A 15,029-nucleotide genomic window follows, 5' to 3' on the forward strand; every position below is an offset into this window, starting at 1 on the left:
TCGATTTTTCTATTGGAGCAAATGCAATAGTTAATCATTGACACAGCTTATGCGTCAACCACAAGCACAGATCGGGAATCTTTGGCAAGTGAGGTAGCAGAATGAATCGACAGAAATTTAGTGATGCGAAAGAAAATTTTCTGCAAAGACGTTACGGTGTGAGTCTGGGCAGACGTTATGCTCTAGCAGCTGCAAGTGTTGTTCTATTCAGTGTACTAGGGTGTTCTCAAGTCGATAGTAATAAAAATGCCTTAGCCCAATCTAGTTTACCTCAACCAGAAAATCCGTTGCAAAAAAAAACAGTCAATACTGATACAAAAATAGTTGAGTCTAGCAATAAGTTTGGCTTCAAACTGTTTTCAGAAGTGCTGAAAAATGATCGGGGTGAGAAGAATATTTTTATCTCACCTTCGAGTGTGGCGATCGCTCTTGCTATGACCTACAACGGCGCTAGCGGCTCGACTCAACAAGCAATGGCAAAAACCCTAGAACTACAAGGGATGAATCTACCAGAAATCAACTCTTCTTATGCGGCGGCATTAAAGCAGCTTTTAGAAAATCCTGATGCGAAAGTGCAACTGAAGATCGCTAACTCACTTTGGGCAAATCAAGATGTTAGCTTTGCGCCAGACTTCCTCAAAAGAACCCAGGATTTCTATCAAGCCAAGGTTAGCAATTTAAACTTTAAAGATGCCGCCGCATCTAATATTATCAATAACTGGGTAAAAGAAAATACTAACGGTAAAATTAATAAAATAGTTGAAACAATTGAACCCAATCAAGTGTTATTTCTGATTAATGCCATATATTTTAAAGGAAATTGGAGTAACGAGTTTGACAAAAAAGAAACTGCTCAATACCCTTTTTACATCACACCTGGCAGGCGAAAACAACACCCAATGATGTCGCAGAAGGGCGATTATAAATATTATGAAAATGAACAATTACAGGCAGTTAGTTTACCATACGGCAAAGATGGTAAATTCAGTTTTTATATATTCCTGCCCAAACAGAACTCTAACCTCAAAGTCTTCCATGAAAACTTGAATGTTGAAAACTGGGAAAAATGGATGACTCAGTTCAACAAACAAAAAGGGTTTATTCGTCTACCTCGTTTCAAAACAGACTATGAAGTTACACTCAATGATGCTTTAAAAAGTTTAGGCATGAAAGAGGCTTTCAGCAACAAAGCTAATTTTTCCGGTATGGGTAAGAATTTTGCCATTAGCCAAGTTAAACATAAAACTTTTGTGGAAGTAAACGAAGAAGGCACGGAAGCGGCTGCGGCTACATCAGTGGGGATGGTAGCAACATCTTTGAGACAAGAACCAGAACCATTCCGCATGATTGTTGATCGTCCCTTCTTCTGTGCCATTAGGGATAATCAGACGGGAAGTCTTTTATTTATGGGTTCGATCATTGATCCGCAATGAGGTAGGAGGCCTCCTTAAGGTGATGTCGCTTCAGAGATACTCAAAGTGTTTTTAGGGTCAGTTTTCGGGGACTCATTTGCTGTGACGGGTATAGTTATCTCCCCAGTAGCGCTGTCATTTGTCTCACTACCAAGACGCAAGGCACTTAAAGCAGTTTTAATCACAACAGCAGTAGGTACTGCCACAATGACACCCAATAGTCCGCCAATTCTCGCCCCCGTCAAGACCGAAATTAAAATCCAAACTGGATTTAAACCAGTAAAGCTACCTAAAATTCGGGGGGCAATCAAGTTTTCGAGAATTTGCTGTACAATTACTGCTGCTATCAAAACTCTCACACCCATTGAGAAATCTTGCAATGCTACCAATAATGTAGTCATGGCGATGCCTACAGAACCGCCAAAGGGGACAAGAGCCATTAGACCAATAGTTAGTCCGAATAGCAGCCCAAAGGGCACTTTCAGCCACAAAAAGGTAGGAATGAGGGCTGATGCCATACAGGTAGATAAAATCAACTGGGTGATGAAGAAATTTTGGAAGCTGAGGCGGACTGTTTTGGAGAAAGGATCGCGGAATTTATTTGGTAGCCATTCCACTAAACTTTCCCAGAGTTCACTCCCATGCTGTAAAAGATAGAAAGTCAAAACCATCGTCAAGAGAATATCTAGCAGGCTAGTGACTGTGAGTACAGCTAGATTTAAGACTTGTCCAGCGATCGCTTGCAATTGTCCTTTGACGCGATCGTTAATTTGCACTACCAGAGCATCGAGGTTAATCGGTAAGCCATAAGTCTCAGCTTTTTCGTTTAAGATCATTAACTGAGAGCGTCCAGAGTCGATTAACTCTGGCAAACGAGCCACCAGTTGTTGAGCTTGGGTAAGGGCCAGTGGGAAAAGTGTCACACCTAACGCCAATAAAATCGATAAAGCCAAGAGAAATACTAAAATAGCAACTTGCTCTCGTCTTGCACCATGATGCTCCATCCAACTCACGGGGTAGTTGAGCAGAAATGCTAGCACTGAGGCTCCGACTAAAATGACTATGAGAGAATGGAAATAATTAAAAAATACCGAAATTGCCCAACCATTGATAACCAGCAGCGGAGCAAATAGCGCGATCGCCCCGATTCGCGCTATTGGAGTGAATGTTTGCCACCAGTCGAGTAGCTTACGTGTCTGCATTTTGAGCTGATTGCGGAATAGAACTAAATGAAATTTTTCTTTACAGCTTATTATCTCTAACTATATGAGTCTTATTCATCCTTCTAGTTTAGGAGTTAGACTAACCACAATGCAGAATTTTGAATCAAAAGAGAGTGGAGAGGGGGGAGGAAGGGAGCAGGGGAGCAGGGGAGCAGGGGAGCATGAGGAGAATAATAATGTCCAATACTCAATTCCCAGTACCCAGTACCCAATGCTCAATGCCCAAGGCCCAATGTCCAAAACACAGTTGCTTTTATATTTAATTCCGATTATCGGCTTTTTTCCGTCTTTGTGGACTCTCTATCGGGGCCAGGGTAGTCGGGAACAACTTGCTATTAGTCGTCTGTCTGTTACTTTGGCACTTACTTGGCTGTTGGGTTATTTATTATTAACTACCGGAGCAGCAACTTCAGATTATTTTCCGCTACGTCTATTTATCCTGAATAGCTTTCTCACGTCGGGTTACTTTTTAGTAAGTGTCTGGTTGATTTTGCGCCTAATGCAAGGCAAATCTGGTCGTTTGCCAGGGTTTAGTAATTTAGCAGAACGAGTGCTTGGCAAGTATTTATCTTAATTTTTTCGGGTGACAAATTGTCAGTGTTTTTACTTATTTCCTAAAAATTTACAGTTGATTTATCCATATATCTAGTCAAATCCAGTTTATTATTGCCATACTTCAGTAAAACATCTCTAGATTGGCCCAAAAGAAGGATAAATGCTGCTATAAGTGTTGTGGTTGACACTACATTAAAAAAGTTAGCACTGATAATTAAGAGTTAGCTATTATGGGTTGATTTGTTTGGATGTTTTTAGTCTGCAAATTTACCAAATTTGATTAGTGAGTAAGTGTGAGGAAGTCTGTGACCATTCAAAGAAGTTCGGCGGAAGAAAACCAGTCGGGAAAAGCCTCAAAGTCCAATAAAAAGATTTCCCAGAACTCGACATCAGGACGTTGGCTATGGTTTTGGGTAGGGATGAGTGGTATTGCAATGGTGTCTGCAACTGCGGGGGCGCTTTTGGCGGTATCTTTGACTAGCACGCCTTTGCAACAAGCCCAACTAAGTCCAAAGGATGAGGCGGCTTTTGATGGCGATCGCATTTCTGGAGGGGTACTGCGATTTTCAGAATTAACTCGCCCAGTAAATCTCTTGGTGATGGGGATGAGCGTACTTCCCCCAGATATTCAAAACCCTCCCCAAGAAACCAAAAACCTCAAATACCTGCCCCAAGTAAACTCCTTTGATGGTCTTTCTGATGTCATGCTCTTGGTCAAATTTGATCCAGAGACGAAAAAAATAAATATGCTCTCCATTCCCAGAGATACCCGCACACAAATAGAGGGGTATGGGGTGAAAAAAATTAATGCTGCCAATGTTGACGGTGGGCCAGCTTTGACTGCCAGAACCGTCAGTAATCTCTTAGGTGGGGCAGGAATTGATCGCTATATCCGAATTAACGTTTTGGGAGTTGCCAAGCTGATTGATGCTTTGGGTGGCGTCACAGTTTATGTCCCCAAAAATATGAAGTACCAAGATGATTCTCAGCATTTGTACATCAATTTGAAGGCGGGTAAGCAGCACCTCAACGGCGATCAAGCATTACAATTGCTACGTTTTCGTCATGACGAACTCGGTGATATTGGTCGGATTCAGCGGCAGCAAATGGTCATCCGAGCTTTGATGGATCAAACACTCAACCCGGCTACTGTTACTCAATTACCTAAAGTTCTGGATGTAGTCAAAGAACACATTGATACTAACTTGACGGTTGAAGAATTAGTGGCGCTGATGGGTTTTGGGGTGCGGACAAATCGCTCTAATATGCAAATGTTAATGCTGCCTGGTCGCTTTAGCGAGAAAGGTGAATTTGATGCTAGCTATTGGTTGCCTAACAAAGATGGTATTGCGAAATTAATGGCTCAACATTTTGGTTTAGAGTCAGAACAACAACAGCTAGGAACTACGGTTAGCCCCCGTTCTTTGCGTATAGCAATTCAAGATAGTACAGGTGGCGATCGCTCTAACCTCCAGCCATTAATTACAGCCTTGGAAAAATCTGGATATCGCAACATTTATATTGCCAAGGCATGGGGGGAACCTCTAGAGGTAACTCACGTTGTCGCCCAACAAGGAGATGGTGACAGTGCCGAATCAATTCGCAACACTTTGGGATTTGGCGAAGTGCGCGTGGAAAGTACTGGCAACCTTGGCTCAGATATCAGTATCCAAGTGGGTCAGGATTGGTTGCAACAAAAATCTATTTTGGAGAAGTCGAAATAATTCGTAATTCGTAATGACGCTCGCGGACTCGCTACCGCTACGCTAACGTAATTCGTAATTCGTAATTCGTAATTAATTACGAATTGTGTTAACACTCTGAAGTACTGAACTGTTTACACTGGTATAAATGCTGCTGATACTGAATTTACTATCTGGTTGAGTTCTTGGAGTTTAGCTGCTACTACACCATTGGTTAATAATTCTTCTGCTTTAGCTAAACCCTCTGACATATCTGGACAAATACCACTCCGCCACAGATAAAATCCGCCATTCCATAAGGCTGTTTGCATCAATTCACCTGGTTTACCTGCCAAAACCTCTTGAATATCCGCCACCAGTTCTTCAGTAGTTCCAAGGGGTACGTTTTTGGTAGTAAAGCCGTAATCACGGGGTACGAGGTGCAATCGTTCTACCTCTTGGGATGCTACGGATGAAGATAAGCTGATGATTGCAGTGCGATCGCGTGGTAAGTCGCAACTACCTTCCAATCCTTTCACTAATGTAAATTTTGTGACTCCTCGCAGTCCTAGAGCTACCTTAAACATTCCTTCGGTTGGGGGATGGACAAACCCTGCAATGACGTGGGCATCACCAGCATAAGGACACCAAATTAGCTCCATTGTCGCCAAGGGCGGACGTTTGCCAAGTTGATTGCGGTACTCCCAAATACTTGTAGTTAAGGGAAAATGCTGAGGTAGATAAATAAAGCCGATTCCCGTTTGCTCAAATACCTGCTGGGTTTTTGTTAGTGGTAGGGTAGTCCAATCGACTCCTAAACCTTGCCAAATATCTATCAGGGGTAAGCCGTACTTCGTTGGTAAGCGATCGCCACCGTGCATGATTACTGGTTGTCCCACTGCGGCGAGTAGTAAAGCTGTTACGGGACTAATTGGTGCTGTGCGGGTTCTGCCATCATAAGGGATGCCAAGAGCGATCGCTGGCCGCTCTGAGGCTATTGGTTGCAGTTTTGGCCCCAGTTCCTCATAAGCATCTAACATTCCGGCTAATTCTTCCCCTGTGGGCCGCTTGATTCGATGAGCAATCAAAAATGCTCCGATTTGGGCTGGTGTAGCTTCACCTAACAGCATCATTTTAGTTGCGGTAGCTGCTTGGGCGCGAGTTAAATTCTCGGCTGTGTGGTTTCCGCCGCCTACTTTTTGCAGGAATTCCCGAAATACATTGCTCATTTAGTCATTGGTCATTGGTCATTAGTCATTGGTCAATTATCAAATAATGTTTTTGCTACACAATATATACGGTGAAGTTGACTAGGTTATCTTGACCAAATCGCACTGAGTCACCGTTCAATAGGCGATATTGCATCCCAGGTGTTAGAGGATTGTTGTTTAAATAAATGCCATTTGTACTCATATCAACAATCATGTATGAGTTTTGTGACCAGTCCCAATCGACTCGCGCATGACGACGAGAGACTATTCCTTCACTGGGAATGCCGGTCAAGTCAATTTCTGGCGGCGCTATTCCTGGACTCTGACTGCGGCGACCAATATAACCTCCTTCCCCAATTAGGTTAAATTCTCTTCCTGTGCTATGTACTAGCTTTAAGAGAGGCGCTCTTTGAGGCGGGGGAGTATAAACAGGCGGTGTTGGTTGATAAGAAACCCGTGGCTGATAGACTGTTGAATAATCAACGGGAGGTTGTTGAGGAACTTGGTAGTTAGGTTGGTCTGTTGCTGGTCGCTGATACTGACTAGGTGGTTGTTGACTGGGTTGTTGTTGATTGGGCTGTGGTTGAATCGGCGGTTGTGGTGTAGGGGAAACTACATTACCCACAGGGGTGGAACACCAGGGACAAACCTTAGCATTGTTAGGCAGGGCGCGGTTAAAATATTCGCAACTGGGATTAGGGCACCGATTTGCAGGCATAGGAATTTATATCATCAGGCATAGGTTGTAAAGCTACAAGACCTACTTTAGTAAGTAAACACTGACCCTGACGAGTAGTTAGCATCTGGGCAAATGTAGAACCACCGGGCAGGCGGTTGCTGTCTTTAGGGTACACTACAAAAATAGGGTATCCCAGGGGGTAGCTTTGGAAAGTTGTGACATCAACATAATAATCATCATGCTGGCATAAGTCATCTGAGGGATTTATTGAGCGGCGATCGCGTCTTTGAAACAGAGGTTGAATAGCTGACTTTTTGCCATCTGCGATCGCTAGCGGATAGCCTGTACATTGAGTAGAAGTTTTACTGATAATCCCAAAACTAATAATACCAGTGGTTCGCCCCTCCAAAGTTTCACTGCGTATCAAATTTTGGGTCTTTGTGGTATCAAGTTTAGTAACCTTTGCTGCAAATAAAGCTTCGTCTTGAGGGGCATTTTTCAGAACTATTTCTTGAAATTTACTGATTGCTTCCGGTTCAGTTGGGGCGAAAGCTTTCACAGGTAGATTTGGAAGTTTAGAATTAATCTGCTGCCAATTAGTAATTTTGCCTGTGTAAATTTGACGCAATTGCTCAATATTTATTTGCCCCCCAAGAGCATTAGCAAGATTTGAATCTCTTTTATTAAATGCTACAAACACAAGTAAACCATCATCAGCAACTTGTTTTTTAGCAAGTTTATCTGTGATGTTGTCTACCAAACTAGTAATTGCAAAATCTTTTTTGTTTGTTTGGACTTCTTCGATACTTTTAACCGGATTATTTATGTTTGATGATAAAACAGATTTATAGTCAAATGTTGCTGTTGCATCTGATTTTGGTCTGGTCAATAAATCTCCTAAACGAGTATTGTCTACAGATTGCGTTAAAACATAACTCCATGTACTATCTTTTTCTCCTGTGTAAGTAAATTGTCCCGAAGGAACGTTGGGAACTTCTGAGAAATTCCGCACAAGTCGAGACCATTCTATATATTGATTAGGACTAGCTGTTTTCTTACCCCAAAGCCAATACCAAATTCCGCCGCCAAGTAGTAATAAAGCGAGAATCCCTAACAGAATTAAGGGCATTGGTAAAGGCTTTTTGATTTCTTGAGAAGCTGGCGACGAACCTAATGAATTTTTGCCGCGATCTTCTTTAGGAAGTTTCAGCAGTGCTTGACGAGCCGCTTCTGCATTCTCGAAAGGAGTTTCCAGACCAATTAAACGATAAATAAACTGCTTTAAATGGCTATCGGTATCTGGCCATTGTTGATTATCTCTAGGGTTGAGAGGCTGGTTAGATAACAAATTAGTTGTCCGCCCCACCCACAAAGTAAAGGCTAGCAACCCTAATGATTCTAAATCTTGCTCAGGTCTGGCGGGAGCAGGTTGAGGAATAATGGGTGGAATAAATAAGTTTTCCCAGATAGCTAGATCACAAAAATATATAGAAAACTTTTGATTATTTTCTACCTTAATTAAGGTACTATCTAAATTGATATTTCCGTGAGTGATGCCCAACTGTGTTTGATTTGAGGGGAAACGCAGCTTTTGGGTGTGGAGAAACTGGAGAGTTTGTAAACCTTGATTTAGCACCTCACGCACATCAGGAGGTGTCATTGCTCCCTTTTCTATGAGATACTTACCTAAAGTTTGGGATGACTCTATACCCTGAGTAATAAGATAGCAGCGTTCGCCTTTTTCATCTGCGATCGCTTCTTTAGTTTCCATAAGACGGAAATTTTGAATTCGACTATCGGCTAAACTTACTCCACCCACCCGTTTGAAAGTATCTTTCCGCTTTTGAGTCTCGCTTTCATTAAAAGAACGATTGGGTAGCAGGTATTCTTTGATGATTACAGGCTGTTTGTCCTTGAGTTGAACACCTGAATATAGGCGGCCTAAACCCCGTACACCCACAAAACTAGCTATTTGATAAGTCCCCTGATTTCCTTTAATCTCAGCCTCCTGTGGTAAAGTTGCTGGAAAACCACATTCCAAGCAAAACTTAGCACCCTTGATTTGCTGTGCCGTTTGGAAAGGGCGATCGCAATTTAAGGGAGAATTGTACGAACAGGGGTATTCTTGATAAAAAGATTCAAATGGAGCCATATACAAAGAGTTTCGTGAATTGCGCCGATTACTTCTCTCGCGCTTAAGCGTGAACTAATCCTAACTTGAGGGCGACCACAATCGCTTGAGTCCGACTAGTAACCTTCAATTTTTCAAAAATACTGGTGAGATGCGCTTTAACAGTAGCAACTGTTACATATAAATGTTTAGCGATTTCTTCATTAGAAGCACCTTGAGTTAACCAGTATAAAACTTCTTGCTCTCTTTCGGTTAAATGCACTTCATGACATGCTTTTACACAAGAATCTGAGTAAGCTTGAAAAAACCGGAAAAATCGACTAGCAACTTCTGAAGGTAGATAAATTTCCGACCGAGTTACAGTGTCAATAGCTTCACATAATTGGGTTGCTAAACGATTTTTAAACACATAACCAGCCGCCCCCACCTGCATCGCTCTAAAAATCCAGTCGTCTTCTTGATGAGCCGACAATACTAAAACTTTGCCAGTGTAAGCAGTTTCCTTAAGACGTGCCAAAACTGTAATTCCATCACATCCTTTTAACTGCATATCCAGCAAAATTAAATCTGGACACTTCTGGGCTGTAAACTTTAAAACTTGATCGACAGAATCCGCATCACCTATCACTTCTACAGGTAACGCAGAATTAATACTATAAAAATTCAGGAGAGTACGCAACCCTTGACGAAACCTTTCTTCGTCATCTACAAGCAAAACTGAAAGTTTTTTCTGATCATTAGTCATATCTTTAATTACAAATTACGAATTATTTATCCATTCCTTGGTCGAGGTAAAATTATAGAAAACTGCGCCCCACTTTCTGACAAAACTTGTGCCCAGATACTTCCTTGATGATCCAGAATAATTTTTTTAGCAATAGTTAAACCCAGTCCTGTGCCTCCTTTACGCCGAGAATAAAATGGGGTGAATACTTTTTGTAAATCTTCTTGAGACAATCCTGGTCCTTGGTCGGAAATTTTAATTAAAACTTCATCTTGAAAAATTTGCCAACTACAGCTAATAGTTCCTGAATTTGGGCTGAAATGAACAGCATTACTGAGGATATTATCAAAAACTTGTTTCATTTGTAATCTATCTATCTTCAGTATTGTTGATGTATCGGGAATTGATATTTTAATTTTTTTCTGATTAATGAGCGGTTGTAAATTTGTGATACTTTCAAATACCAAACTTCTTAAATCTTGAAGTGATACCCTTAATTTTGCACTTTGACCACAATCAATCAGTTCATTTAAATTAGTATCTAAATCTTGTATGCTTTCGCCAATTATAGTTGCTTGCTCTTGCCAAGGGCTATCCTCTAAACCCAAGCAAAGATTATGTGCATATAATCCGATGAGTCCTAGAGAATTACGCAATTGGTGTCCTACTCGATGCAGAATATCTTCTAAAAGCTGAATTTCAGTTTTTTGTCTTCCATAATCCAAGTAAATATCTACATACTTGCTTAGGAGCATAGCCGAGCGTTTTACGTATAGTTGTAAGCTTGATGAGAGAGGTTCATGAGTAATGATTTGAATGTATTCAGGTTTTTGATTTCTATAGGATATAGGGCAAATATAAGAAATGGATGAAAAATCCTTAAGTTTAAATTTATGTAAAGTAAAAGCAGCCGGAAAATCTGTGAGCCATACTTCTGAACGCAAGTAAGCTAAAGTTTTTGGAGGAAACGGAGCTTGGTCTTGACCATAATTTATAACCTCCTGATTAGCTCTCAAGAATGAATCATGATAGACAATTCGAGCGAAAAAAATTGGATATTGACTAGTTAATTGCTCAGATTCAAGCTGACAAAAACTCTGAATATCTGAGGAATTCAAATAATTAGAGCCATTGTCTAGTTTTTGTACAGAAAAGCCTAGTGTCATAGCTTCACTCGCTTTTTGCAACCAAATGTTTTTTATTCTGCTGACCAGTATAAAATTATGCAGCCTCAAGAATGTTTATTTTTTTGTTAAGTTATCTTTGTAACTAATTAATACAAAGAATTATTAAGTTTAAATTTAAAGCCGCATTTCGTTTACCTAAGTATATATAGGTATATAGTACCTATTATTTACAACACTTGGATGAATCTGTTCGTAGAGAGCGCTGAAGCGCTCAAACCAAAGACTAAAGTCTTGACTACGAACTTATTCATCTATGAAAGTTGGACTGGCGCTTTAGGGCAGGCTTTTCGGTCTACTCCACAAGAAAAAATGTCATGCGTCCAATCAAGAACTACTCAAGACTAATCTACAAACTGAAGTTGCTACTTTTCGGATTATTGAAAAGCTAATATTTTTCAGTCCTCTCAATCATCATTTTGAGAAGATGGGGAGTAGGGAAGAAGCAAGGGAGCAGGGAGAAGAATTTTCCCCTCCGCTCCCCGCACCCTGCCCCTCTGCCTCTTTTCAATTCCCCATCGAAAAATATCGACAAAAGTCTAATTAACTTTAGAAGACTGATACATATACTCTAGAGGCATCTGGATTAGCTACCAGCATAATACCTTCATGCTTATCTTCGTTCTTCAAACTTTAGCCGAAATTCTCGCTGGAGGAACCTCGCTTACCAGTACAGAGCAAATTGACTTTAGCCATCCTGGTAATCGCAGGGAAGAGGGAGCAGGGCCAACTCTCAATTTATACATTTTTGATATACGTGAGAGTAAGCAGGTACAACATTCTGGCAGGCAAGTAGAACGCAAGCTAACACGCGCTCTACAACCTGCTACTGTAAATTGGGCACCGGCTTGGTTTGATGTTTCGCTGCTCTTAACAGCCTGGGATAGAACAGCTTTAGGTGAGCATCACTTTATTAGTGAGGCGTTGACTGTGCTGTTGCGCCATCGCACCTTGGAAGAGGAGTTTTTGGTTTCTGAATTACGGGGCTATGGTAATTTGAACATGACAGTTGCCCTAGAGCCGCCAATTGAGATTGGCTCTTTATGGAGCGCTCTCAATGTGCCATTGCGTTCAGCCTTATATTTGACAGTCACAATCCCCTTCGAGCCACAACCGACTCCAGTGCCTTTGGTTTGGGAGCGAATTTTCAATTTGCGAAATCAATTATCTCGCGATAGTGACAGTTTAGTATTAACGAGGCGAGTTGCGATCGCAGGTATTGTCAAAAGTGCGGTGACAAATTTACCGTTGGTAGCGACAGAAGTAGCTGTGAGGGGAACTGAAAAATCCATATTAACCACTAAAGAAGGGTTGTTCTTCTTTGAAGACCTTCATTTAGGTAATTATGTTTTGACTCTGAATCATCCTGGCTATTTACCCCAAAACGTCAATGCATTGGTAGATAACCAAAGTCATACTTTCAAAGAAATATTTCTAACTCCTGAATAATTAGATTTTTACTGACTTGGAGAAACTTTCATGGCTAGACTTGATTACTTTGCTCCTGGTGTCTACATCGAAGAAATTGACCGGGGTAGCCGACCAATTGAAGGTGTTAGCACAGCAGTTGCCGGATTTGTCGGCTTTACAGAAGACGTTCGCGGTGGGGCTGAGTTATACAAGCCCATGCTAGTAACCACTTGGACGCAATTTTTAAACTACTTTGCGCGTCCCAACTCTGACGGCTTCACCGACTTCAATGCCTATTTACCCTTTTCAGTCTACGGCTACTTTATGAATGGTGGTGGTCGTTGCTGGGTAACAAGCATTGGGACTCAGTTACCAGGCGCACCCAGACCGGCAACTCCAGAACCGGCGACCCTCAGAATTAACTCTAGAGGTAATCGTCCAGCCCTCCGCTTTACTTTGCGCCCTGAGCAAGCATCAGGCGGATTAGTAAATATTGTAATTATTGATGGTTCGCCCCGCGCCTTACCTGAAGGTACTGAAGGAGAAGCGCCTCCAAATACAGGCGAATATTTCACCATCCAAATTCGTCGCGGAGATGAACTTCTAGAGCAATACGAAAATTTGACAATGAACCGCGAGCCTAGTGGTCAAACAGCGACTTATGCGCTGGCGGCATTGAGAAATTCCATGTATGTCACTGTAGAAGATGTCACTCAAAGCGGACAGCCTTTAGCTCGTCGCCCTGTTAATGGTCAATATGAACTAGCGCCGCCCATTGTCGCTGCCCCACCCGATAGATTTTCGCAAAATTTAGAAGGGGTTAGAGACGATCGCACCGGGGTACGCGGTATCTTTGAAGTTGATGAAATCACAATGCTGGCTTGTCCTGATGTGATGCGGGCTTATCAAGAGCAGGTACTTAATTTAGATCAAGTTCATGGCATCATCGAACTGATGATTAGTATGTGCGAGGGTTCTGCCAGTGGCGATATTCCCAATCCACCCAACCGCATGGTTGTACTTGATGCGCCACCGGATGCTGTCAAACCCCAGCAAGTAGTGGAGTGGTTGAATAGATTTAACCGTCGTTCGATGTTTGCGGCCCTTTATTATCCTTGGATTAAAGTACCAAATCCACGCGATCGCGGTAATCCAATTTTAATACCTCCTTGCGGTCATGTGATGGGTGTTTGGGCCCGCACTGACGAAACCAGAGGAGTTTACAAAGCCCCTGCAAATGAAGTTCCCAGAGGCGTAATTGGTTTGGGCTATGACACAAACTTCCGCGAACAAGAACTATTAAACCCACTGGGAATAAATTGCATTCGTAACTTCCCCAACCGAGGTATCCGCATTTGGGGCGCACGCACTCTAGTTGAGCCAGATAAAACAGAGTGGCGTTACATCAGTGTGCGTCGGCTCATTAGCTATATCGAAAAATCCCTAGAACTGGGGACTCAGTGGGTAGTTTTTGAACCGAATGACCAAGATTTATGGGCGCGTGTCACCCGTACTGTAAGCAACTTCTTAGAGCGCATCTGGCGTGAAGGTGCTTTATTTGGCGCATCTCCAGCCCAAGCATTTTATGTCAAGTGCGACGAAGAATTGAACCCACCAGAAACCAGAATTTTAGGACGTTTATATATTGAAGTCGGTGTTTGTCCCGTCAGACCGGCTGAATTTGTTGTTTTCCGCATCAGCCAATGGAATGGCATTGAAGATAGCGAATAGACCAAGAATTCTCCTCTTGTAGAGACGCGATTTATCGCGTCTTTCTTTCCCCATTCCCCATTTCCCATTTCAAAATTAATTACACACAAAGGAGTCTAAAAGTATGGCAGGCGAATTTTTAACCTCTTGTAAATTTTACTTTGAGGCTGACGGAATTACTGATAAATTCATCAAAGAAATTAGCGGACTAGGCGTTGAAAATACACCAGCGCAAGAAGTTCACGGTTCATCTAAGGGCGCTAAACTAATGCGTCAAGCAACACCAACTGTTGTTAAATTTACCAATATTACAGTCAAAGTTATCGCCACAGATGATATAGACCTTTATAAATGGTATCAAGATTGTAACGAAGACATGGGTGATCCTCGGAAGTGGGCACAGAATCGTAAGACTGGTTCGGTGGTTGCTTACGACCAACAAGGCTCTGAAAAAGCACGCTGGAACATCGTCAATTGTTATCCCTGTAAATACACCGGGCCTACCTTAACTGCTTCTGGTGGCGATATGGCAAATGAGACTGTTGAATTGGTACACGAAGGAATTAAACGAATTAAATAATTAGCATTTGTAGTAATTAACAGTGGTACAATCCGCAAGCCGAATTCCAGAAGTTCTGACAGCCCATCGGTTCTATTTAGAACTGACATTAGAAGGTCAAAATGATGCCAATTGTTTCTTTTTGGAGTGTCAAGGCTTCAAAAGAACCCAAGAAGTAATTGAAATTTGTGAAGTCACTTCTCAAACCTGGGGTAAAAAAGGGCAATCAAAAGGTCAGGTGGTGAGAACTAAGCTTCCTAGCAATTCTAAGAGTGGTAATCTCACTTTGCGTAGAGGTACTACCAACTCTATGGATTTTTGGAAGTGGTTTGAAAAAGTCGAAAAGGGTGATTGGTCACAGCAACGTAGACTTGTTGCTTTGTCTATTTATAATCAGGCAAATGAAGAAATCGCCAGATTTGAATTAGCCGGTGCTTGGCCTGCAAGTTACAAGATTGCCGATGTTAACGCCCGCAGCCATGACATCGAAATTGAGGAAGTGGAGGTTGCTTTTGAGGAATTTAAACGCGTGAAGTAATTAGGAGGATT

Annotated in this window: 13 protein-coding genes; 7 read left to right on the plus strand and 6 right to left on the minus strand. The window is 41.9% G+C overall.

Translation table 11 applies throughout. From position 1 onward, the window contains the following. The first annotated feature begins 101 nt into the window (after positions 1-101). Positions 102-1,433 carry a serpin family protein gene (locus FD723_RS16245; RefSeq protein WP_179066239.1) on the plus strand — a complete coding sequence of 444 codons (1,332 nt, stop codon included), beginning with the start codon at positions 102-104 and terminating at the stop codon, positions 1,431-1,433. 14 nt (positions 1,434-1,447) lie between these two features. Here FD723_RS16245 and FD723_RS16250 read toward each other — a convergent pair whose 3' ends face one another. Further along, positions 1,448-2,614, minus strand: coding sequence for an AI-2E family transporter (locus FD723_RS16250; RefSeq protein ID WP_179066240.1), 1,167 nt, complete (start codon positions 2,612-2,614; stop codon positions 1,448-1,450). Positions 2,615-2,846: 232 nt separating this feature from the next. Between FD723_RS16250 and FD723_RS16255 the strand changes: the two genes are divergently transcribed. Then, positions 2,847-3,209, plus strand: coding sequence for a hypothetical protein (locus tag FD723_RS16255; RefSeq protein WP_179069171.1), 363 nt, complete (start codon positions 2,847-2,849; stop codon positions 3,207-3,209). 286 nt (positions 3,210-3,495) lie between these two features. Beyond that, positions 3,496-4,914: an LCP family protein gene (locus FD723_RS16260; RefSeq protein WP_179066241.1), complete on the plus strand. Its 1,419-nt coding sequence runs from the start codon at positions 3,496-3,498 to the stop codon at positions 4,912-4,914. Positions 4,915-5,027: 113 nt separating this feature from the next. On the opposite strand, the gene FD723_RS16265 is transcribed toward FD723_RS16260, so the two are convergent. The 5 genes from FD723_RS16265 to FD723_RS16285 are packed head-to-tail and all read right to left on the minus strand — an operon-like array spanning position 5,028 to position 10,783. Further along, entirely contained in the window at positions 5,028-6,101 is a 1,074-nt protein-coding gene (locus tag FD723_RS16265; RefSeq protein WP_179066242.1) for an anthranilate phosphoribosyltransferase family protein, read from the minus strand. A gap of 55 nt (positions 6,102-6,156) precedes the next feature. Next, complete coding sequence (locus FD723_RS16270; RefSeq protein WP_179066243.1) at positions 6,157-6,801, minus strand: FHA domain-containing protein; 645 nt, start codon at positions 6,799-6,801, stop codon at positions 6,157-6,159. After that, entirely contained in the window at positions 6,779-8,914 is a 2,136-nt protein-coding gene (locus tag FD723_RS16275) for a substrate-binding domain-containing protein (protein ID WP_179066244.1), read from the minus strand. The genes FD723_RS16270 and FD723_RS16275 overlap by 23 nt, the downstream gene beginning before the upstream one ends. Before the next feature lie 43 nt (positions 8,915-8,957). Then, positions 8,958-9,638, minus strand: a complete 681-nt coding sequence (locus FD723_RS16280; protein WP_179066245.1) for a response regulator transcription factor — start codon at positions 9,636-9,638, stop codon at positions 8,958-8,960. Between the two features lie 26 nt (positions 9,639-9,664). After that, positions 9,665-10,783 carry a sensor histidine kinase KdpD gene (locus tag FD723_RS16285; protein ID WP_179066246.1) on the minus strand — a complete coding sequence of 373 codons (1,119 nt, stop codon included), beginning with the start codon at positions 10,781-10,783 and terminating at the stop codon, positions 9,665-9,667. Between the two features lie 627 nt (positions 10,784-11,410). Between FD723_RS16285 and FD723_RS16290 the strand changes: the two genes are divergently transcribed. From FD723_RS16290 to FD723_RS16305, 4 genes are all read left to right on the plus strand, one after another. Then, on the plus strand, positions 11,411-12,250 hold the full coding sequence (locus tag FD723_RS16290; RefSeq protein WP_179066247.1) for a Pvc16 family protein: 840 nt from the start codon (positions 11,411-11,413) through the stop codon (positions 12,248-12,250). Between the two features lie 30 nt (positions 12,251-12,280). Continuing rightward, positions 12,281-13,942 (plus strand): phage tail sheath C-terminal domain-containing protein, encoded by a 1,662-nt coding sequence (locus FD723_RS16295; RefSeq protein ID WP_179066248.1) that lies wholly within the window; start codon positions 12,281-12,283, stop codon positions 13,940-13,942. A 103-nt stretch (positions 13,943-14,045) separates the two neighbouring features. Further along, positions 14,046-14,501 carry a phage tail protein gene (locus FD723_RS16300; protein ID WP_094331970.1) on the plus strand — a complete coding sequence of 152 codons (456 nt, stop codon included), beginning with the start codon at positions 14,046-14,048 and terminating at the stop codon, positions 14,499-14,501. A gap of 22 nt (positions 14,502-14,523) precedes the next feature. Further along, complete coding sequence (locus FD723_RS16305) at positions 14,524-15,018, plus strand: phage tail protein (RefSeq protein WP_179066249.1); 495 nt, start codon at positions 14,524-14,526, stop codon at positions 15,016-15,018. Positions 15,019-15,029 lie beyond the last annotated feature (11 nt).

The sequence above is a fragment of the Nostoc sp. C052 genome (assembly GCF_013393905.1).
In the GTDB taxonomy this organism is placed as follows: Bacteria; Cyanobacteriota; Cyanobacteriia; order Cyanobacteriales; family Nostocaceae; genus Nostoc.

Bases quoted from the DNA above. Each gene is read 5' to 3' on its own strand.
- FD723_RS16245 (WP_179066239.1), top strand. From the start codon at position 102: ATGAATCGACAGAAATTTAGTGATGCGAAAGAAAATTTTCTGCAAAGA.
- FD723_RS16250 (WP_179066240.1), bottom strand. From the start codon at position 2,614: ATGCAGACACGTAAGCTACTCGACTGGTGGCAAACATTCACTCCAATA.
- FD723_RS16255 (WP_179069171.1), top strand. From the start codon at position 2,847: ATGCTCAATGCCCAAGGCCCAATGTCCAAAACACAGTTGCTTTTATAT.
- FD723_RS16265 (WP_179066242.1), bottom strand. From the start codon at position 6,101: ATGAGCAATGTATTTCGGGAATTCCTGCAAAAAGTAGGCGGCGGAAAC.
- FD723_RS16270 (WP_179066243.1), bottom strand. From the start codon at position 6,801: ATGCCTGCAAATCGGTGCCCTAATCCCAGTTGCGAATATTTTAACCGC.
- FD723_RS16275 (WP_179066244.1), bottom strand. From the start codon at position 8,914: ATGGCTCCATTTGAATCTTTTTATCAAGAATACCCCTGTTCGTACAAT.
- FD723_RS16280 (WP_179066245.1), bottom strand. From the start codon at position 9,638: ATGACTAATGATCAGAAAAAACTTTCAGTTTTGCTTGTAGATGACGAA.
- FD723_RS16285 (WP_179066246.1), bottom strand. From the start codon at position 10,783: ATGACACTAGGCTTTTCTGTACAAAAACTAGACAATGGCTCTAATTAT.
- FD723_RS16290 (WP_179066247.1), top strand. From the start codon at position 11,411: ATGCTTATCTTCGTTCTTCAAACTTTAGCCGAAATTCTCGCTGGAGGA.
- FD723_RS16295 (WP_179066248.1), top strand. From the start codon at position 12,281: ATGGCTAGACTTGATTACTTTGCTCCTGGTGTCTACATCGAAGAAATT.
- FD723_RS16300 (WP_094331970.1), top strand. From the start codon at position 14,046: ATGGCAGGCGAATTTTTAACCTCTTGTAAATTTTACTTTGAGGCTGAC.